The 18,729-nt window shown below is 55.8% G+C and carries 19 protein-coding genes and 5 tRNA genes; 17 read left to right on the top strand and 7 right to left on the bottom strand.

Going from position 1 to position 18,729, the window contains the following annotated elements; translation table 11 throughout:
• Nucleotides 1-115 precede the first annotated feature (115 nt).
• Complete coding sequence (norR, locus tag CKO_RS17385; RefSeq protein ID WP_012134819.1) at nt 116-1,636, top strand: nitric oxide reductase transcriptional regulator NorR; 1,521 nt, start codon at nt 116-118, stop codon at nt 1,634-1,636.
• Here the strand turns inward: norR and gutQ are convergent.
• The 7 genes from gutQ to srlA form a co-directional block, all read right to left on the bottom strand.
• On the bottom strand, nt 1,633-2,598 hold the full coding sequence (gutQ, locus tag CKO_RS17380) for an arabinose-5-phosphate isomerase GutQ (RefSeq protein ID WP_012134818.1): 966 nt from the start codon (nt 2,596-2,598) through the stop codon (nt 1,633-1,635). The two genes, norR and gutQ, sit on opposite strands and share 4 nt — an antisense overlap.
• Entirely contained in the window at nt 2,591-3,364 is a 774-nt protein-coding gene (srlR, locus tag CKO_RS17375; RefSeq protein WP_012134817.1) for a glucitol operon DNA-binding transcriptional repressor SrlR, read from the bottom strand. The genes gutQ and srlR overlap by 8 nt, the downstream gene beginning before the upstream one ends.
• 73 nt (nt 3,365-3,437) lie before the next feature.
• On the bottom strand, nt 3,438-3,797 hold the full coding sequence (gene gutM / locus CKO_RS17370; protein ID WP_012134816.1) for a transcriptional regulator GutM: 360 nt from the start codon (nt 3,795-3,797) through the stop codon (nt 3,438-3,440).
• 101 nt (nt 3,798-3,898) lie between these two features.
• Nucleotides 3,899-4,678: a sorbitol-6-phosphate dehydrogenase gene (srlD, locus tag CKO_RS17365; RefSeq protein WP_012134815.1), complete on the bottom strand. Its 780-nt coding sequence runs from the start codon at nt 4,676-4,678 to the stop codon at nt 3,899-3,901.
• 18 nt (nt 4,679-4,696) lie between these two features.
• Nucleotides 4,697-5,059, bottom strand: a complete 363-nt coding sequence (srlB, locus tag CKO_RS17360; protein ID WP_012134814.1) for a PTS glucitol/sorbitol transporter subunit IIA — start codon at nt 5,057-5,059, stop codon at nt 4,697-4,699.
• A gap of 11 nt (nt 5,060-5,070) precedes the next feature.
• Nucleotides 5,071-6,042: a PTS glucitol/sorbitol transporter subunit IIB gene (gene srlE, locus CKO_RS17355; RefSeq protein WP_012134813.1), complete on the bottom strand. Its 972-nt coding sequence runs from the start codon at nt 6,040-6,042 to the stop codon at nt 5,071-5,073.
• Complete coding sequence (gene srlA / locus CKO_RS17350; protein WP_012134812.1) at nt 6,039-6,602, bottom strand: PTS glucitol/sorbitol transporter subunit IIC; 564 nt, start codon at nt 6,600-6,602, stop codon at nt 6,039-6,041. Before srlA ends, srlE begins: the two co-directional genes overlap by 4 nt.
• A gap of 255 nt (nt 6,603-6,857) precedes the next feature.
• Here srlA and mltB point away from each other — a divergent pair, with 255 nt between their 5' ends.
• The 16 genes from mltB to CKO_RS17270 all read left to right on the top strand — a co-directional run bounded on the left by mltB (nt 6,858) and on the right by CKO_RS17270 (nt 18,702).
• Nucleotides 6,858-7,958, top strand: a complete 1,101-nt coding sequence (mltB, locus tag CKO_RS17345; protein WP_012134811.1) for a lytic murein transglycosylase B — start codon at nt 6,858-6,860, stop codon at nt 7,956-7,958.
• Nucleotides 7,959-8,263: 305 nt separating this feature from the next.
• On the top strand, nt 8,264-8,917 hold the full coding sequence (locus tag CKO_RS17340) for a metal ABC transporter ATP-binding protein (RefSeq protein ID WP_012134810.1): 654 nt from the start codon (nt 8,264-8,266) through the stop codon (nt 8,915-8,917).
• The gene (locus CKO_RS17335; RefSeq protein ID WP_012134809.1) at nt 8,914-9,774 is read left to right on the top strand and encodes a metal ABC transporter permease; all 861 of its coding nucleotides are present in this window, start codon (nt 8,914-8,916) and stop codon (nt 9,772-9,774) included. Before CKO_RS17340 ends, CKO_RS17335 begins: the two co-directional genes overlap by 4 nt.
• Before the next feature lie 14 nt (nt 9,775-9,788).
• Nucleotides 9,789-10,667 (top strand): metal ABC transporter substrate-binding protein, encoded by an 879-nt coding sequence (locus tag CKO_RS17330; protein WP_024130887.1) that lies wholly within the window; start codon nt 9,789-9,791, stop codon nt 10,665-10,667.
• A gap of 130 nt (nt 10,668-10,797) precedes the next feature.
• Nucleotides 10,798-11,295: a nicotinamide-nucleotide amidase gene (gene pncC / locus CKO_RS17325; protein ID WP_024130886.1), complete on the top strand. Its 498-nt coding sequence runs from the start codon at nt 10,798-10,800 to the stop codon at nt 11,293-11,295.
• A 96-nt stretch (nt 11,296-11,391) separates the two neighbouring features.
• Nucleotides 11,392-12,456 carry a recombinase RecA gene (gene recA, locus CKO_RS17320; RefSeq protein WP_012134806.1) on the top strand — a complete coding sequence of 355 codons (1,065 nt, stop codon included), beginning with the start codon at nt 11,392-11,394 and terminating at the stop codon, nt 12,454-12,456.
• A 106-nt stretch (nt 12,457-12,562) separates the two neighbouring features.
• Nucleotides 12,563-13,063, top strand: coding sequence for a recombination regulator RecX (recX, locus tag CKO_RS17315; protein WP_024130885.1), 501 nt, complete (start codon nt 12,563-12,565; stop codon nt 13,061-13,063).
• A gap of 131 nt (nt 13,064-13,194) precedes the next feature.
• Nucleotides 13,195-15,822 carry an alanine--tRNA ligase gene (alaS, locus tag CKO_RS17310; protein ID WP_012134804.1) on the top strand — a complete coding sequence of 876 codons (2,628 nt, stop codon included), beginning with the start codon at nt 13,195-13,197 and terminating at the stop codon, nt 15,820-15,822.
• Nucleotides 15,823-16,061: 239 nt separating this feature from the next.
• The gene (csrA, locus tag CKO_RS17305) at nt 16,062-16,247 is read left to right on the top strand and encodes a carbon storage regulator CsrA (protein WP_000906486.1); all 186 of its coding nucleotides are present in this window, start codon (nt 16,062-16,064) and stop codon (nt 16,245-16,247) included.
• Between the two features lie 346 nt (nt 16,248-16,593).
• Nucleotides 16,594-16,686 (top strand) — tRNA-Ser (locus tag CKO_RS17300).
• Between the two features lie 3 nt (nt 16,687-16,689).
• A tRNA-Arg gene (locus CKO_RS17295) sits at nt 16,690-16,766 on the top strand.
• A 62-nt stretch (nt 16,767-16,828) separates the two neighbouring features.
• Nucleotides 16,829-16,905 (top strand) — tRNA-Arg (locus CKO_RS17290).
• Between the two features lie 193 nt (nt 16,906-17,098).
• Nucleotides 17,099-17,175: transfer RNA gene (locus CKO_RS17285), tRNA-Arg, on the top strand.
• A gap of 193 nt (nt 17,176-17,368) precedes the next feature.
• Nucleotides 17,369-17,445 (top strand) — tRNA-Arg (locus CKO_RS17280).
• 265 nt (nt 17,446-17,710) lie between these two features.
• Nucleotides 17,711-18,277: a fructose-1-phosphate/6-phosphogluconate phosphatase gene (gene yqaB / locus CKO_RS17275; protein ID WP_012134803.1), complete on the top strand. Its 567-nt coding sequence runs from the start codon at nt 17,711-17,713 to the stop codon at nt 18,275-18,277.
• Nucleotides 18,274-18,702, top strand: a complete 429-nt coding sequence (locus CKO_RS17270) for a YqaA family protein (RefSeq protein ID WP_012134802.1) — start codon at nt 18,274-18,276, stop codon at nt 18,700-18,702. Before yqaB ends, CKO_RS17270 begins: the two co-directional genes overlap by 4 nt.
• The last annotated feature ends 27 nt before the right edge of the window (nt 18,703-18,729 follow it).

The raw sequence follows: 18,729 nt of genomic DNA, 5'->3' as shown, positions 1-18,729 counted from the left end.
ACTGATTGATTTTAAATAATTAAAAAATTTATACTCATAAAATGGTAGTCAAAAAGACTATTCAATTAATTGTCAATATGACACTATTAATTGTCAAAATGACAATGAGGTAGCCATGAGCTTTTCAGTTGATGTCCTGGCGGGCATCGCCATTGAATTACAAAGTGGTATCGGGCATCAGGACCGCTTTCAGCGCCTGATCACCACGCTGCGTCAGGTGCTGGAGTGCGATGCGTCGGCGCTGCTGCGCTATGAGGGGCGGCAGTTTATTCCGCTGGCGATCGACGGTCTGGCGCAGGATGTACTGGGCAGGCGCTTCACTCTGGAAGGGCACCCGCGACTGGAAGCCATTGCCCGTGCCGGGGATGTGGTGCGTTTTCCGGCCGACAGCGACCTGCCGGACCCGTATGACGGACTGATCCCGGATCAGGAGAGTCTGAAGGTACACGCCTGTATCGGGCTGCCGCTGTTCGCCGGGCAAACCCTGATTGGCGCACTCACGCTTGACGGCATGGAACCCGATCAGTTTGATGTTTTCAGCGATGAAGAACTGCGGCTCATCGCAGCGCTGGCGGCGGGGGCGCTGAGCAATGCGCTGCTTATTGAGCAATTAGAAAGCCAGAATATGTTGCCGGGATCTTCCGCCTCTTTCGAACAGGTGAAAGAAACGCAGATGATCGGCCTGTCGCCAAATATGATGCAGTTGAAAAAAGAGATTGAGATTGTGGCGGGGTCGGATCTCAACGTGCTGATCAGCGGCGAAACGGGAACCGGGAAAGAGCTGGTGGCGAAAGCGATTCACGAAGGCTCGCCACGGGCGGTGAACCCGCTGGTGTATCTGAACTGCGCCGCGCTGCCGGAAAGCGTGGCGGAGAGCGAGCTTTTCGGCCACGTCAAAGGGGCGTTTACCGGGGCAATCAGCAACCGTAGCGGTAAGTTCGAAATGGCCGATAACGGCACGCTGTTTCTTGATGAGATCGGCGAGCTGTCGCTGGCGTTGCAGGCGAAACTGCTGCGCGTTTTGCAGTATGGCGATATTCAACGCGTCGGGGACGATCGCAGCCTGCGCGTTGACGTGCGCGTGCTGGCGGCGACTAACCGCGACTTACGCGAAGAGGTGCTGGCCGGGCGTTTTCGCGCCGACCTGTTCCACCGTTTGAGCGTGTTCCCGCTCTCCGTGCCGCCGCTGCGTGAGCGTGGTGAGGATGTGGTCTTGCTGGCCGGGTATTTTTGCGAACAGTGCCGCCTGCGGCTGGGGCTTTCCCGCGTGGTGCTGAGCCCGGGGGCGCGTAGCCATCTGCTGAGCTATGGCTGGCCGGGGAACGTTCGCGAACTGGAACATGCGATCCACCGTGCGGTGGTTCTGGCAAGAGCGACCCGGGCGGGGGATGAGGTGGTGCTGGAAGCGCAGCATTTTGCCTTACAGGAGGAGGTTTCTCCCGCCCTGCCTGACGACAGTACGCCGACGCTACCGGCAAATCACAATTTGCGCGACGCGACCGAGGCTTTCCAGCGGGAGATGATTCGCCGTGCGTTAGCGCAAAATAACCACAACTGGGCCGCCTGCGCGCGGGCGCTGGAGACAGACGTCGCCAACCTGCATCGGCTGGCGAAGCGTCTGGGGCTGAAAAGTTAGATGATGCCTGCCTGGTAGAAGTCTTGCAGGTTGATTGCGCCGGTGAGTTTACCGTTTTCATCCACCACCGGCGCGGCGGTGATCTTGCGCTTCATCAGAAGTTCTTTGGCATCGATGGCGCGGCTCTGCTCCTGCAACGTAATGCCGTTGTGGGTCATCGCTTCGCTGACCGGCGTAGCCAGCGTGCCGCCGCCAACCAGCCAGCGGCGCAGGTCGCCGTCGGTAAAGACGCCTTTCACAACGCGCTGCGCGTCGCATACCGCAACCAGACCTAACCCGGTACGGCTCAGCTCCAGCATGGCGTCCATCACGCTGGTGGTGAGCTGAACCTGCGGCACCGCATCGTCACGGCGCATCAGGTGATGGACTTTGTTGAGCAGACGCGCGCCCAGCGCCCCGGCAGGGTGTGAACGGGCGAAATCCTCTTCATTGAAACCGCGCGCCTGCATCACCGCCATAGCCAGCGCGTCGCCCATCATCAGGGTGTTGACGGTGCTGGAGGTCGGCGCCAGGTGCATCGGGCAGGCTTCACGCTCAACGGAGATATCCAGCACAGCCTTTGCCGCCAGACCTAGCGGGGAGGTCGGCTTTCCGGTCATCGCCAGCAGGGTTATCGATTTATCTTCCAGGCGCGGAATAATGAGATCCAGCTCTTTCGCACCGCCGGAATAGGAGATGAACAGCATCACGTCCCGGCTTTCGATCATGCCGAGATCGCCATGTAACGCTTCTGCCGGGTGGACAAAGAACGCGGGCGTTCCTGTACTGGCGAGAGTCGCGGCGATTTTTTTGCCGATATGGCCTGACTTGCCAATACCGGAGACAATCACTTTGCCTTCGCAGTGGAGGATAGTATTGGCGGCACGGACAAAATCATCGCCCAGGCGTTCCGGCAGACGGCTTGCTTCCTGTAACTCCAGCAGTAATGTCTGGCGACCCGCGTTCAGTAATGCATCACTCATTGGTTTCTCCGGTTATGATCACTTCAATCCCTTTTGCTTCCAGCGCCTGACGAAACGCGGGGTCGATACCCGCGTCGGTAACCAGTTTGTCGACGCTTTCCAGACTGCACACAACGTTGGGGCTTTTACGCCCAAATTTTGAGGAGTCCGCCATCAGAATCACTTCGCGCGCGGCATTGCACATCGCTTTGCTGACGGTATAGACCTCGTTAAAGGTGGTCACTCCGGCATTGAGATCGATGCCGTCGGTGCCCATGAACAGTTTATCAAAACTGAACTGCTCAAAGGCGTTTTCTGCCAGCTGACCGTGAAATGACGCAGATTTTTTGCGGAATGTGCCGCCGGGCATCAGGATGGTCTGCTCGTTGTCCAGCTCCGAAAGGGCGTTAACAATGTGCAGGCTGTTGGTCATGACGGTGATATTGCTAAAGCGGGTAAGCATCGGCACCATCTGCAACACGGTGCTTCCGGCATCAAGGATGATGGAGTCGCCATCGTGGATAAACTGGACGGCCGCTTGTGCGATCAACGCCTTTTTATGGGTGTTGATCAGCGTTTTGTGATCGATAGGCGGGTCGGATTCATCTTTATTCAACACCACGCCGCCATACGTGCGAATAACGGTTCCGGCATTTTCCAGAATGACCAGGTCTTTGCGAATGGTGGTGCCCGTGGTGTCAAAGTACTGGGCCAACTCCTCAACCGAGCATTTTCCCTGCTTTTGCAGATGCTCCAGAATAGCAGCCTGACGCTGACGTGGTTTCATAGGCGTAATTACCCTGACTGATGTATAAGTTGTGAAATGATAATTTCGCAAGCAATTAGCATTCACAACGAAATTACCCATGTTTCAGTTTAAGCGCTAATGATAGTGCATTCTGTGAGAGCGAATCATGGGGAAAGATCACATCAGGCTGTAATTCATCAAGATGTTTGCCCTGTATTGCGGGAATTTTAACCGGTCGGGCAAAGACGGTGAGACCTTTCATGAATAAGGTATCCGTGACGCGCTGCTGGTCATCCAGAGCGATGGCGACCACCACTCGCGGTTTAAAGCGTCCGCCGGAGCGCCCGACGCCCACTCGCCCTCGTTGGCAAAGTTTGTCAAACGCCCGGTTAAAGCGGGAGATTTGCCAGCCGCCCAGCGCCAGTTGCGCACACCAGGCGATAACGGCGACGGTGATCAGTGCGGAAACCATAATGCGCTCCTTTGATTTTGCCGGATGGCGGCTGCGCCTTATCCGGCCTACATAATATTCGTAGGCCCGGTAAGCGCAGCGCCACCGGGCAATCATACCTCTTAAAACATCACCTGACCGCCGGTTACATTGATGGACTGTCCGGTGCAGTACGACGCCTTCGCGCTGGCGTAAAACAGCAGCATGTCCAGTACGTCCTGATAATCGCAGCCGCGTTTTAACGGAACTTTGTCGATGTAATACTGCTCCACTTCGTCCGGCTTGATGCCAAGCTTGGCGGCGTATTGCGGCAGCAGCGACTGGAACATCGGTGATTTCAGCAGGTTGCCAAGCATCAGCGAATGCACGGTAATGCCGTATTCTGCCAGATCCAGCGCCAGCGACTGGGTTAAGCCCACGCCGCCGAACTTCGCCGCGCTATAGCCGGAGTTGTGTTTACTGCCCACTTTCCCGGACTTGGAGTTGATCTGGATAATGCGTCCCTGAATGCCGTCGCGGATCATCAGGCGGGAGAATTCGCGAGCGCAAAGGAAATACCCCACCAGATTCACCTGTAGCGAGCGGTCGAAATCGCCGAGTTGAAAATCGCTGATAAACGCCGCTTTGGCGATGCCCGCGCTGTAGACCAGCAGATCAACCCGGCCAAAAATTTCATCGACTCCGCGAGAGAGCGCCAGAACGCTCTGCTCGCTGGTGGCATCGGCGCCAAAACCGTACGCCATGCCTTCGCCAAACGCGGCGTTAATCTCCTGCGCCACATTTGCGGCTTTATCACTCTGAATATCGACAACGGCGACGCGATAACCAACCTCTGCAAGCCCACGGCAGAGGAAGGCCCCCAGGGTCTGGCCTCCACCAATGACAACGGCAACCTGATTCATTTTTCTCTCCTTAAACCTTTAAGCCACAAACTTCAAAATACAGCCCGGCGCGATGTCGTCCGGTACTGGCCCCGCAACGTGTACGGTGCCGGGAAATTCCGCCTCGTTCAGCCCGTCGAAGCGCAGGGTGATATGCCCCAGTTCACGCAGATTCTGCTCGGCCACGCTGCCCACAGCAGTCACCGGATAGCGATGCTCACCCAACTGAAACTGTGCGCCGGGTTGCAGCGTGCCGTTCAGCTCGCCGTGGCAGTGGATAAAGCAAAACGCTTCGATATCCGCCGGCGCGCCTTCACGAAAGGTAATCAGCATCCTGTCGCAGAGCGCGTCCGGCGCGCTCTCGCCGATACGGGTGATGGTGGTCTGGTAAATCACGGTCATCTCTGAACCTCTTATTGATAAATAAAGCCGGAAACAAACCAGGCGATGAGAACGGTAGGCGCGCCGGTCAGGAAACGGCTAACCAGCACGGAAGGCACGCCGACGCGAACGGTGTCCTGACGGGCCTCCGCCAGCGATAAACCGACCGGAATAAAGTCGCACGCGGCCTGAGCGTTAATCGCGAACAGCGCGGGCAGCGCCAGATGGGGAGGGATATTACCTAGGCCAATCTGCACGCCAATCAGCACCCCGATAACCTGGGCGATCACCGCGCCAGGGCCGAGGAAGGGCGACAGCAGCGGGAATGAACAGATGAGCGCCAGCGTGACCAGCCCTAGCGGATGGCTGGCAAGCGGCGCCAGGCCGTGAGCGATCCAGTCGCCGAGACCGGAGGCCATAATGATGCCGATCAGCGCCGAGACGAAGGCCATAAACGGCAGAATGGTTTTCAGCACCGTATCGATGGTGTCGCGCCCGGACTGGAACAGCACCGCTACCGCTGAGCCCATCCCCATACCGACTTTCGCCAGCAGGCCATCGCTCTGTTCGGTGATTTTTTTGCTGGCGTCGTAATCGCGGCCCGCAGGCGAGGCGACAGGCTGCGCGTTTGCAGGCGCCTCGCCGCTCAGCGTGATGTTCTCTTCCTTCACCCCGGAGACGTAAATATCTTCCATGATGTATTGCGCCAGCGGCCCCGACTTCCCGGTAGAGTGGATGTTGATGGTTGGAATGCGCCGCTTCGGGTAAATCCCGCAGCGCAGCGTGCCGCCGCAGTCGATGATTGCCGCGCCGATCTCTTCCTCAGGCGGTTCGCCCTCTTTAAAGCCATCCACCGCCTGCCAGCCTGTTAGTTGCGCCAGTTTGTCGACAATCCCCGGACGCGTCCCGGCGGTGATGTAGACGATTTTCTTTCCGGGTGTTGCATCCAGTTCAAGCGGGCCGCCCCAGCCGCCGGTGCCTTTCTCAATACGAATACGCGTCATGATGTTGCTCCAGCCAGGTGGACTTTCTGCTCAAGTTGAATGCCCATTTTTTTCTCAAAGATGGATGTGGTGAGGTCAGTCACCCAGCCACGGAAGAAGTTGGTGACCAGACCGACCAGCAGATAGCTGACGGCGAGCGGGCCAAGCGGGAGGCCGAGTGTCGTCAGGCCGCTGGCGATGCCCAGGTAAACAAACAGTTCGCCGGGGTTGATGTGCGGGAAGAGTCCGTTCATCGAGTGGCAGCTGTAGGAGGCCGCCGCGTAGTAACTGGGCTTGTATTTTTCTGGCATAAAGCGGCCCAGGCTCAGCGTCATCGGGTTACAAAACACAAACGTACCGATGCACGGCAGCAGCAGGTAACGGGATAACGGGTTCCCGGCGCAGCGCTGGGCAAAACGTTCAATACGCTGCTGGCCAATGAAGTTTATTAAGGCATTCATGATGACCAGCAGGCTTATCAAAAGCGGAAGGATGCCGGTCACCATACTGGTGAACACCTCTCCGCCTTTCTGGAACAGCCCGATAAACCACTCCGCACCATGTGTAATGGTTTCGATCATTGTTCTCTCCTGTAGGGTTTGTTGTTATCTTGCCAATTGGTGAGTTATTTTAATCAGATCGAAAGATTTAAAAGTGTTATTTTGATCTCAAAATGAAAGATAAATATTTTAAAGTGAAAGTTTGCGTTTGTTGCGGAGAAAAAAAGCAGGGATGTTACGGGAGAATAGTGCGTATTCTGTGAAGAGCGCTTCCTTGTGCGAAGCGGGATGCTTTACCATACTTCCCCCTGGCTGAATCTGTTTAATGGATGTCTCATGTTCAAGCGTCGTTATGTAGCACTACTTCCTCTCTTTGCGTTGCTTGCTGCCTGTAGCAGCAAACCACAGTCTTCAGAAATTCAAACGACAACGGGAGCGCCGTCCGGCGGTTTCCTGCTTGAGCCGCAGCACAATGTCATGGTGATGGGCGGTGATTTCGCCAATAATCCGAACGCGCAGCAGTTCATTGAGAAGATGGTGAACAAGCACGGTTTTAATCGCCAGCAGTTGCAGGAGATCCTGTCGCAGGCGAAGCGCCTGGACTACGTTCTGCGACTGATGGACAGACAGGCGCCGACCACGCAACCGCCAGCGGGGCCGAATGGCGCATGGTTGCGCTATCGCAAGCAGTTTATTACCCCGGACAATGTGCAAAACGGCGTGGCGTTCTGGAATCAATATGAGGATGCGTTGAACCGTGCATGGCAGGTTTATGGCGTCCCGCCGGAGATTATCGTCGGCATTATTGGCGTGGAAACCCGCTGGGGCCGCATCATGGGTAAAACGCGAATTCTGGATGCGCTGGCGACGCTGTCGTTTAACTATCCGCGTCGGGCGGAGTATTTCTCCGGCGAGCTGGAAACGTTCCTGCTGATGGCGCGTGATGAACAGGATGACCCGCTGGATCTGAAAGGCTCTTTTGCCGGTGCGATGGGGTACGGACAGTTTATGCCGTCGTCCTATAAGCAGTATGCGGTGGACTTTAACGGCGACGGGCACATCAACCTGTGGGACCCGGTTGATGCCATCGGCAGCGTGGCGAACTATTTCAAAGCCCACGGTTGGGTGAAAGGCGATGTGGTCGCCGTTCCGGCCAACGGTCAGGCGCCGGGGCTGGCGAACGGCTTTAAAACTCAGTACAGCATTTCTCAGCTTGCGGCCGCCGGGCTGATGCCGCAGCAATCGCTGGGCAATCATCAGCAGGCCAGCCTGCTGCGCCTGGACGTGGGTACGGGCTATCAGTACTGGTACGGGTTGCCGAACTTCTATGCCATCACGCGCTATAACCACAGCACTCACTATGCGATGGCGGTCTGGCAGCTTGGTCAGGCCGTCGCGCTGGCGCGTGTACCTGCGGCGTCGCTGTTTAGTCAGTAGCCGCGGTGTGTTTTCCGGGGGGCTACGCTTACCCGGTCTGGATTACGCTCCCTTTTCCCTGAGAGAAAGGGGAGCGTGCAGCGCCGCTGCTGCGCTATTTCACGTCTGAAATATTTCGCCACACTCCCTTTTTTCCTGGCAATTTACATCCGCATCGTATTTTATTATTGTTATGTTATAACATTTTATTGTGGTGCGAATATGTCTGCTTCACTCTTCTCTCTTTCGGCTCTGACTCGCCTGTTGATGGCTATCGCGCTTGTTTTGTTTATCGGGCTGGCCGTGCGCTGGGCGGTGGCATTGCCATGATTATCCTGAATCAACTGGTGGCTGGTTACGAGCGACAGCCGGTCACGTCGCCTCTGACCGGCACGCTGGAACGCGGCAGCATGACGGCGATTATCGGCGCTAACGGCTGCGGCAAATCAACGCTGCTGAAAACGCTGGCCGGTTTTCTTCCTCCGGTGAGCGGCGCATTTCGCTGGCGCGGACGCCGCCCGGTAATTGGCTGGCTGGCGCAACGTCACGCACTGGAGACGCAGTTTCCGCTTACCGTTCAGGACGTGGTGAGCATGGGGTGCTGGCCTGATATTTCCCTGCTGGGGGGATTTCAGCGCAAAACCCGTCTGCGTGTCGCCCACGCTATTGAGCGCGTGGGGCTGGAGGCAATGGCGACGATGACCATTGATGAACTCTCCGGCGGTCAGTTTCAACGCATGCTGTTTGCCCGTGTGCTGGTGCAGGAAGCGCCGCTGGTCATGCTGGATGAACCCTTTACCGGCGTGGATGAGGAGACCTGCAACGTACTGATGGGGCTGATGCTGGAGATGTATCAGCGAGGGCAAACGGTGCTGGCGGTGCTGCACGACAGCGAACGGGTGGCGCGCTATTTTCCGCAGACGTTACGGCTGGATACAGATGTGTCTCACTGGATGACCGAGCGGGTGAGGGTGGCATGATCTGGCATATCTTCTTTCAGCCGTTTATTGAATACGGCTTTATGCGGCGGGCGCTGGTGGTCTGTCTGGCGCTTTCGGTCAGCACGACGGCGCTTGGCGTCTTTTTACTGCTGCGACGTATGAGCCTGATGGGAGACGCGCTGTCGCATGCGGTGCTGCCCGGCGTGGCGGTGGGCTATCTGCTCAGTGGAATGTCATTGCTGGCAATGAGCATCGGCGGGTTTATCGCCGGGATTACGGTAGCGCTGGTGGCGGGAATGGTGAGTCGCCGTACGCCGCTAAAAGAAGACGCCAGCTTCGCCGGGTTCTACCTGGGATCGCTGGCGCTGGGGGTTACGCTGGTGTCGCTGCGCGGGTCAAATGTCGATCTGCTGCATCTTCTGTTTGGTTCCATTCTGGCGGTCGATCGCGATTCCGCGCTGTTCGTGGCGGGGGTATGCGCATTCACATTGATCATGCTGGCGATTTTCTATCGTGGTCTGGTGAGTGAAGCGTTTGATACCGCATGGTTGCAGGTTAACGCGCGCTGGCTGCCTTCGCTGCTGCACGGGCTGTTTCTCTCGTTGCTGGTGTTGAATCTGGTGGCTGGCTTTCAGGTACTCGGCACGCTGATGGCGGTAGGGCTGATGATGCTTCCTGCCGTCGCGGCCCGCTGTTGGGCGCGCACGTTACCGGGGCTGTTATTGCTTGCCGGCGGCAGCGGCGTCGTCTGTGCATGGCTGGGGCTAAGCCTTTCCTGGGCGGTGAGTTTACCCGCCGGGCCGTCGATTGTGCTGACCGCCAGCGCGCTGTTCTTTATTTCCATTTTATTCGGCACGCGCAGCAGGCTGGCTGACAGTCTGCGCGCGCTTTTTTAATGCAAGGGGAAAAGATGAAACGTACAGGGGTAATGATTGCGCTCGCGTTGGGGTTGATGACGCAAGGCGCGCTGGCGAAAACGCTGAATGTGGTGACGAGTTTTTCTATTCTCGGCGACATCACCCAGGAGGTCGGCGGCAAGAATGTCAACGTCACTACGCTGGTTGGGCCGGATGGCGATCCGCATACCTTCGAGCCTTCGCCGAAAGACAGCGCGGCGTTGAGCAAAGCGGATGTGGTGGTAGTGAACGGGCTGGGGCTGGAGGGGTGGCTTGACCGGCTGGTAAAAGCCTCCGGTTTCAAAGGTACGCTGGTGGTGGCTTCCGACGGGGTGAAGACGCATACGCTGGATGAAGACGGCGAAACCGTCACCGATCCGCATGCCTGGAATAGCGCAGCGAACGGCGCGCTGTATGCGCAGAATATTCTTTCCGGGCTGGTCAACGCCGACCCGCAGGATAAAGCCGCGCTGGAGGCTTCCGGCAAACCTTACATCGCACAGCTGACTGAACTGGACGCGTGGGCGAAAGCACGCTTTAGCCAGATCCCGCAGGAGAAACGCAAGGTGCTGACCAGCCACGACGCCTTTGGTTATTTCGGTCGCGCCTACGGTGTTGAGTTTTTGGCGCCGCAGGGGCTGTCGTCGGAAAGTGAAGCCTCTGCCGCGCAGGTCGCCGCGCTCATTAAGCAGATTAAAGCGGATGGGGTGAACACCTGGTTTATGGAGAATCAGCTCGATCCGCGTCTGGTAAAACAGATCGCCAGCGCGACGGGCGCGCAGCCGGGCGGCGAGCTGTATCCTGAAGCCTTGTCGGCAAAAGGCGGCGTGGCGGATAGCTACGTAAAAGCGTTTCGCCACAATGTTGAGACCATCGCCAACAGTATGAAATAACCGTACGATCGGCCGATGCCTTCGCATCGGCTTTTTTCTGAAGCCTCCTCGTAAAATCCGCACCTCGTCCCCATATCTGCTCAGAAAGTGCTATCTTGTGCTGCACGTTTTTCAGGAGCCTTAAGCGATGATGACTGACCATGAATTGATGCAGTTAAGCGAAGTGGTAGGGCTGGCGCTGAAACAGCGCGGCGCAACGCTGACGACAGCGGAGTCCTGCACGGGCGGTTGGGTAGCGAAAGTGATTACCGATATCGCCGGGAGTTCCGCCTGGTTTGAACGCGGTTTTGTTACCTACAGTAATGAAGCGAAAGCGCAAATGATTGGCGTGCGCGAACCGACGCTTGAGCAGCACGGCGCGGTCAGCGAACCGGTGGTGATTGAGATGGCGATTGGCGCGCTCAGAGCGGCCCGCGCGGATTATGCCGTTTCTATCAGCGGTATTGCCGGGCCGGACGGCGGCAGCGACGTGAAGCCCGTCGGCACTGTCTGGTTTGGTTTCGCAACCGCGCAGGGCGAGGGGATCACCCGCCGGGAGTGCTTTAGCGGCGACCGTGACAGCGTACGTCGCCAGGCGACGGAATATGCGCTCAAAACGCTCTGGCAACAATTTCTACAAAACACTTGATACTGTATGACTGTACAGTATAATCGCACCTAACAGTACAGAATTCACTATCCGGTACAAGCGCAAGCGGACCCCGGCTCATGACAGGAGTAGTTAATGGCTATCGACGAAAACAAACAGAAAGCGTTGGCGGCAGCGCTGGGCCAGATCGAAAAACAATTCGGTAAAGGCTCCATCATGCGCCTGGGTGAAGACCGTTCTATGGATGTGGAAACCATCTCTACCGGTTCGCTTTCTCTGGATATCGCGCTGGGCGCGGGTGGCCTGCCGATGGGGCGTATCGTAGAAATCTACGGGCCGGAATCCTCCGGTAAAACCACCCTGACGCTTCAGGTGATTGCCGCTGCACAGCGTGAAGGCAAAACCTGTGCGTTTATCGACGCCGAACATGCGCTGGACCCTATCTATGCCCGCAAACTGGGCGTCGATATCGACAACCTGCTGTGCTCCCAGCCGGACACCGGCGAGCAGGCGCTGGAAATCTGTGATGCGCTGGCGCGTTCAGGCGCTGTAGACGTTATCGTTGTTGACTCCGTGGCGGCGTTGACGCCGAAAGCGGAAATCGAAGGTGAAATCGGCGACTCTCATATGGGCCTCGCGGCGCGTATGATGAGCCAGGCGATGCGTAAGCTGGCCGGTAACCTGAAACAGTCCAACACCCTGCTGATCTTCATCAACCAGATCCGTATGAAAATTGGCGTCATGTTCGGCAACCCGGAAACCACTACCGGGGGTAACGCGCTGAAATTCTACGCGTCCGTTCGTCTGGATATCCGCCGTATCGGCGCGGTGAAAGAGGGCGAAAACGTCGTGGGTAGCGAAACCCGCGTGAAGGTTGTGAAGAACAAAATCGCCGCGCCGTTTAAACAGGCAGAGTTCCAGATCCTCTATGGCGAAGGCATTAACTTCTATGGCGAACTGGTTGACCTGGGCGTGAAAGAGAAGCTGATCGAGAAAGCCGGTGCATGGTACAGCTATAACGGCGAGAAAATCGGTCAGGGTAAAGCGAATGCCACTGCCTGGCTGAAAGAGAACCCGGCGACCGCCAAAGAGATCGAGAAAAAAGTGCGTGAGCTGCTGCTGAGCAACCAGGACTCGACGCCAGACTTCTCCGTTGATGACAACGGTGAAGGTGTGAAAGAAACCAACGAAGATTTCTAATCGTTGCATTGCCCGGTGGCGGCGCTCTGGCGCCTTATCGGGCTTATACTTTGAAGGGCTGCATATCTTGCGGCCCTTTTTGCATTTCTTTTTCCGAAGGTTTGTTATGAGTGAATCCACACCGCGACGCCCCGCATATAACCGTCTGCTGGATCGCGCGGTACGTATTCTGGCGGTACGCGATCACAGTGAACAGGAACTGCGGCGTAAACTCTCCGCACCGGTTATGGGAAAAAACGGGCCGGAAGAGATCGATGCGGCGCCGGAAGACTATGAACGGGTTATCGCCTGGTGCCATGAGCACAACTACCTTGATGATCATCGTTTTGTTTCGCGCTTTATCGCCAGCCGCAGCCGTAAAGGTTATGGCCCGGCACGTATTCGGCAGGAGCTGAATCAAAAAGGCATTGCGCGTGAGGCGATTGAGCGCGCAATGCGTGAATGCGAGATTGAGTGGTTGCGTCTTGCACGAGAACAGGCGATCCGCAAATATGGCGAACCCTTACCAGCCGCATTTTCGGAAAAGGTCAAAGTCCAGCGTTTCCTGCTTTATCGTGGCTATCTGATGGAGGATATTCAGGAGATATGGCGAAATTTTGACGATTGACTGCATACGGGATTTTACTTCCCCGTAAAGAAAACTTATCTTATTCCCACTTTTTTCAATTGCCAGCCGGGCAGGGCATATGAGCGCTGAGGCGGGTAATGATATTTCGTTAGCTTGATTTCAGGATAATTATGAGCAAGAGCACCGCTGAGATCCGTCAGGCGTTTCTCGATTTTTTCCACAGTAAGGGACATCAGGTAGTTGCCAGCAGCTCCCTGGTGCCAAACAATGACCCAACTTTGTTGTTTACCAACGCCGGGATGAACCAGTTCAAGGATGTTTTCCTTGGGCTCGACAAGCGTAATTATTCCCGCGCCACCACTTCGCAGCGTTGCGTACGTGCGGGTGGTAAACACAACGATCTGGAAAACGTCGGTTACACTGCACGTCACCACACCTTCTTCGAAATGCTGGGTAACTTCAGCTTCGGCGACTATTTCAAACACGACGCGATTCAGTTTGCGTGGGAACTGCTGACCGGTGAAAACTGGTTTGCCCTGCCAAAAGATCGTCTGTGGGTGACCGTCTATGAAACTGACGATGAAGCCTACGAGATCTGGGAAAAAGAAGTCGGCATTCCGCGCGAACGTATCATCCGAATTGGTGATAACAAAGGCGCGGCATACGCGTCCGACAACTTCTGGCAGATGGGCGATACAGGGCCGTGCGGTCCATGTACCGAGATCTTCTACGACCACGGCGATCACATCTGGGGCGGCCCTCCGGGAAGCCCGGAAGAAGATGGCGATCGCTATATTGAGATCTGGAACATCGTCTTCATGCAGTTCAACCGTCAGGCTGACGGCACGATGGAACCGCTGCCGAAACCGTCCGTCGATACCGGTATGGGTCTGGAGCGTATCGCCGCTGTGTTGCAACACGTTAACTCCAACTATGAAATTGACCTGTTCCGCACGTTGATTGAAGCCGTTGCGAAGGTGACTGGCGCGACCGACCTGAGCAACAAGTCGCTGCGCGTGATTGCCGACCACATCCGTTCCTGCGCTTTCCTGATCGCCGACGGCGTGGTTCCGTCGAATGAAAACCGTGGCTATGTGCTGCGCCGTATCATTCGTCGTGCGGTTCGTCATGGCAACATGCTGGGCGCGAAAGAGACCTTCTTCTACAAGCTGGTTGGGCCGCTGATTGACGTTATGGGCTCTGCCGGTGAAGAGCTGAAGCGCCAGCAGGCGCAGGTTGAGCAGGTTCTGAAAACGGAAGAAGAGCAGTTTGCCCGTACGCTGGAACGTGGTCTGGCGCTGCTGGACGAAGAGCTGGCGAAGCTTTCCGGCGACACGCTGGATGGCGAAACCGCTTTCCGTCTGTATGACACCTACGGCTTCCCGGTTGACCTGACGGCGGACGTTTGCCGCGAGCGCAACATCAAAGTTGATGAAGCGGGATTTGAAGCCGCGATGGAAGAACAGCGTCGTCGTGCGCGTGAGGCCAGCGGTTTTGGCGCAGACTATAATGCGATGATCCGCGTTGACGGCGCGTCAGAATTTAAAGGTTATGACCATCTGGAACTGAACGGTAAAGTGACCGCGCTGTTTGTGGATGGTAAAGCGGTAGATGCGATTAGCGCGGGTCAGGAAGCCGTTGTCGTGCTGGATCAGACGCCGTTCTATGCGGAATCCGGCGGTCAGGTTGGCGATAAAGGCGAACTGAAAGGTGCAGGCTTCGCGTTTGCGGTTAGCGATACGCAAAAATATGGCCAGGCGATTGGACATATCGGTACGCTTTCGACCGGTTCCCTGAAAGTGGGCGATGCGGTGCAGGCTGATGTGGATGACGCTCGCCGGGCGCGTATTCGCCTGAACCACTCTGCGACGCACCTGATGCACGCGGCGCTGCGCCAGATTCTGGGCACGCACGTAGCGCAGAAAGGCTCGCTGGTTAACGACAAAGTCCTGCGTTTCGACTTCTCGCATAATGAAGCGATGAAACCGTCTGAAATCCGTGCGGTGGAAGATCTGGTGAATGCGCAAATCCGTCGCAACCTGCCGGTCGAAACCAACATCATGGACCTTGAAGCGGCGAAAGCCAAAGGCGCGATGGCGCTGTTTGGCGAGAAGTATGACGATCGCGTTCGTGTGCTGAGCATGGGCGATTTCTCCACCGAACTGTGTGGCGGTACGCACGCCAGCCGTACGGGGGATATCGGTCTGTTCCGCATCGTTTCTGAATCCGGTACTGCGGCAGGCGTTCGCCGTATTGAAGCGGTTACGGGCGAAGGCGCGATTGCTACGCTGCACGCTGAAAGCGATCGCTTAAGCGATATCGCACAGCTGCTGAAGGGCGACAGCCAGAATCTGGGCGAAAAAGTCCGTTCTGTACTGGAACGTACGCGTCAGCTTGAAAAAGAGTTGCAGCAGTTGAAAGAACAGGCTGCCGCGCAGGAAAGTGCGAACCTTTCCAGCAAAGCGGTTGATATCAACGGCGTGAAGCTGCTGGTTAGCGAGCTTGCGGGCGTTGAGCCAAAAATGCTGCGTACGATGGTTGATGATCTGAAAAATCAACTGGGTTCTACCGTTATCGTTCTTGCAACGGTAGCGGAAGGTAAGGTTTCTCTGATTGCGGGCGTGTCGAAGGATGTGACCGACCGCGTGAAAGCAGGGGAGCTGGTCGGCATGGTCGCTCAGCAGGTGGGCGGCAAGGGCGGCGGACGTCCAGACATGGCGCAAGCCGGTGGTACGGATGCGGCTGCTCTGCCAGCAGCGTTAGCCAGTGTGAAAGGCTGGGTTAGCGCAAAACTGTAATAACTATAAGCGTTATCTAACGCCGCAGGCCCCGGTCTGCGGCGTTTGCATCAACGTTATTGACAACGATAAAGTCAGGTTGAAGTTGTGTATATCGGCTAAACTTAGGTTTAACAGAATGTGATGCCGTGACTGCTTACACTTTACGTGTTTGTCATCGCTTACTTTTTGGCGTTATATGATGGATAATGCCGGGATACAGAGAGACCCGACTCTTTTAATCTTTCAAGGAGCAAAGAATGCTGATTCTGACTCGTCGAGTTGGTGAGACCCTCATGATTGGAGATGAGGTCACCGTGACAGTTTTAGGGGTAAAGGGCAACCAGGTGCGCATTGGCGTAAACGCCCCGAAAGAAGTCTCTGTCCATCGTGAGGAGATCTACCAGCGTATCCAGGCTGAAAAATCCCAGCAGTCCAGTTACTAAGGTTTTCGCGTCTCATCTCTTCCGATGAGGCGCAACCTGCTCTTCGCGTCCTTTCTCTTTCTCTTTTTCATTTTTCTTCACTCTTTTTCCGTATCGCTTTCCATGCCGGTAGGCTCTTTCCTGGCTATTCTGTTTTTCTGCCTGCGTTCAGGCGGTGTAACACGCCGATTTATCTGTTGATAAAACACCCTTTTTGCCGTTTTTGCAGACTAATTGAGCGTGAAGTGTGCAAACGATAAAAGCGCGGGAAAAATTGTTTGACTTATAAGTCCCAGAAAGTAATATGTGCGCCACGCAGCGACGATGAGCAGAAACAAGTTCTTCGAAGCACTCGTAAGAGGCGCGTGGTGAGGTGGCCGAGAGGCTGAAGGCGCTCCCCTGCTAAGGGAGTATGCGGTCAAAAGCTGCATCCGGGGTTCGAATCCCCGCCTCACCGCCATTTGCATCCGTAGCTCAGCTGGATAGAGTACTCGGCTACGAACCGAGCGGTCGGAGGTTCGAATCCTCCCGGATGCACCATCTCTTACTTGATATGGCTTTAGTAGCGGTATCAAAATCTGCAATAAAGTAAGTTTCCCGATGCATCCGTAGCTCAGCTGGATAGAGTACTCGGCTACGAACCGAGCGGTCGGAGGTTCGAATCCTCCCGGATGCACCATCTTCCCCGATATAACAGCTACGCTGTTGTTTCATGGTCTGCGAAGTTATCGCAAGCACCAGGGAGGATAACGTTGCTTCAGCAACGGCCCGTAGGGAGAGGCGCAGCCGAGTAATCCTCCCGGATGCACCATCTCTTACTTGATACGGCTTTTGTAGCGGTATCAATATCGGCAGTAAATAAGTTTCCCAATGCATCCGTAGCTCAGCTGGATAGAGTACTCGGCTACGAACCGAGCGGTCGGAGGTTCGAATCCTCCCGGATGCACCATCTTCCCCGGTATAACAGCTACGCTGTTGTTTCATGGTCTGCGAAGTTATCGCAAGCACCAGGGAGGATAACGTTGCTTCAGCAACGGCCCGTAGGGCGAGGCGCAGCCGAGTAATCCTCCCGGATGCACCATCTCTTACTTGATACGGCTTTAGTAGCGGTATCAATATTGGCAGTAAATAAGTTTCCCGATGCATCCGTAGCTCAGCTGGATAGAGTACTCGGCTACGAACCGAGCGGTCGGAGGTTCGAATCCTCCCGGATGCACCATCTTCTCCGTTATAACAGTTACGCTGTTGTTTCATGGTCTGCGAAATCGTCGCAAGCACCAGGGAGGATAACGTTGCTTCAGCAACGGCCCGTAGGGCGAGGCGCAGCCGAGTAATCCTCCCGGATGCACCATCTTCTTCTCCACCATCTTCTCCTGAATACCTCCATTACCTCTCTACCCTGAACAATCCTCATTTCTCTGTCAGCGACAAAATCAGTCAATTACGATAAAGTAACATCTGGTCATTTGGTTTGTGAGAACACGATGTACGAACGTTATGCGGGTTTGATTTTTGATATGGATGGCACCATCCTGGATACCGAGCCGACGCACCGTAAGGCGTGGGACGAGGTATTAGGGCGCTATGGCCTTCGTTTTGATCTGCAAGCGATGGTGGCGCTTAACGGTTCTCCAACCTGGCGTATCGCGCAGTCGATTATCGAACTGAATCACGCGGATCTTGACCCTCATGCGCTGGCGCAAGAAAAAACTGATGCAGTGAAAAGCATGTTGCTGGATAGCGTAGAGCCTCTGCCGCTGGTTGAGGTGGTTAAAGCCTGGTACGGCCGTCGACCTCTGTCGGTGGGAACGGGCAGCGAAAGCGCAATTGCCGAAGCGCTATTGACCCATCTGGGGCTGCGTCGTTATTTTGATGCAGTTGTCGCTGCGGATCATGTTCTGCACCACAAACCCGCGCCGGACACGTTCCTGCTGTGTGCGGAGCGTATGGGCGTTGTGCCGACGCAATGCGTCGTGTTTGAGGATGCGGATTTCGGCTTGCAGGCAGCACGCGCGGCGGGAATGGATGCCGTGGACGTTCGACTATTGTGAGTGACGGGCTGTCGCTCCTGTCACTGTTTGCCAGCAGTTTTCTCAGCGCCACGTTGTTGCCCGGTAATTCCGAAGTTGTTTTAGTTGCCATGTTAGTCTCCGGGGTAAGTCATCCCTGGGTCTTAGTCTTAACAGCAACAATGGGTAATAGCCTTGGAGGGTTAACTAACGTTATCCTTGGGCGTTTTTTTCCGTTGCGCAAAACATCGCGCTGGCAGGAAAAAGCCACTGGCTGGCTTAAGCGCTACGGTGCAGTCACACTATTATTAAGCTGGGCGCCGGTTATCGGTGATTTGTTGTGCCTGTTAGCGGGATGGATGCGCATCTCGTGGGGGCCAGTGCTCTTTTTTTTATGCCTTGGTAAAGCGTTGCGTTACGTTATCGTCGCAGCCGCTACGGTTCAGGGCATTATGTGGTGGCACTAATTGTGGGATAGACATTTACCGTCACCA

The sequence above is a fragment of the Citrobacter koseri ATCC BAA-895 genome, from assembly GCF_000018045.1.
In the GTDB taxonomy this organism is placed as follows: domain Bacteria; phylum Pseudomonadota; class Gammaproteobacteria; order Enterobacterales; family Enterobacteriaceae; genus Citrobacter_B; species Citrobacter_B koseri.
This window is presented reverse-complemented; position numbering and strand designations above follow the sequence as displayed.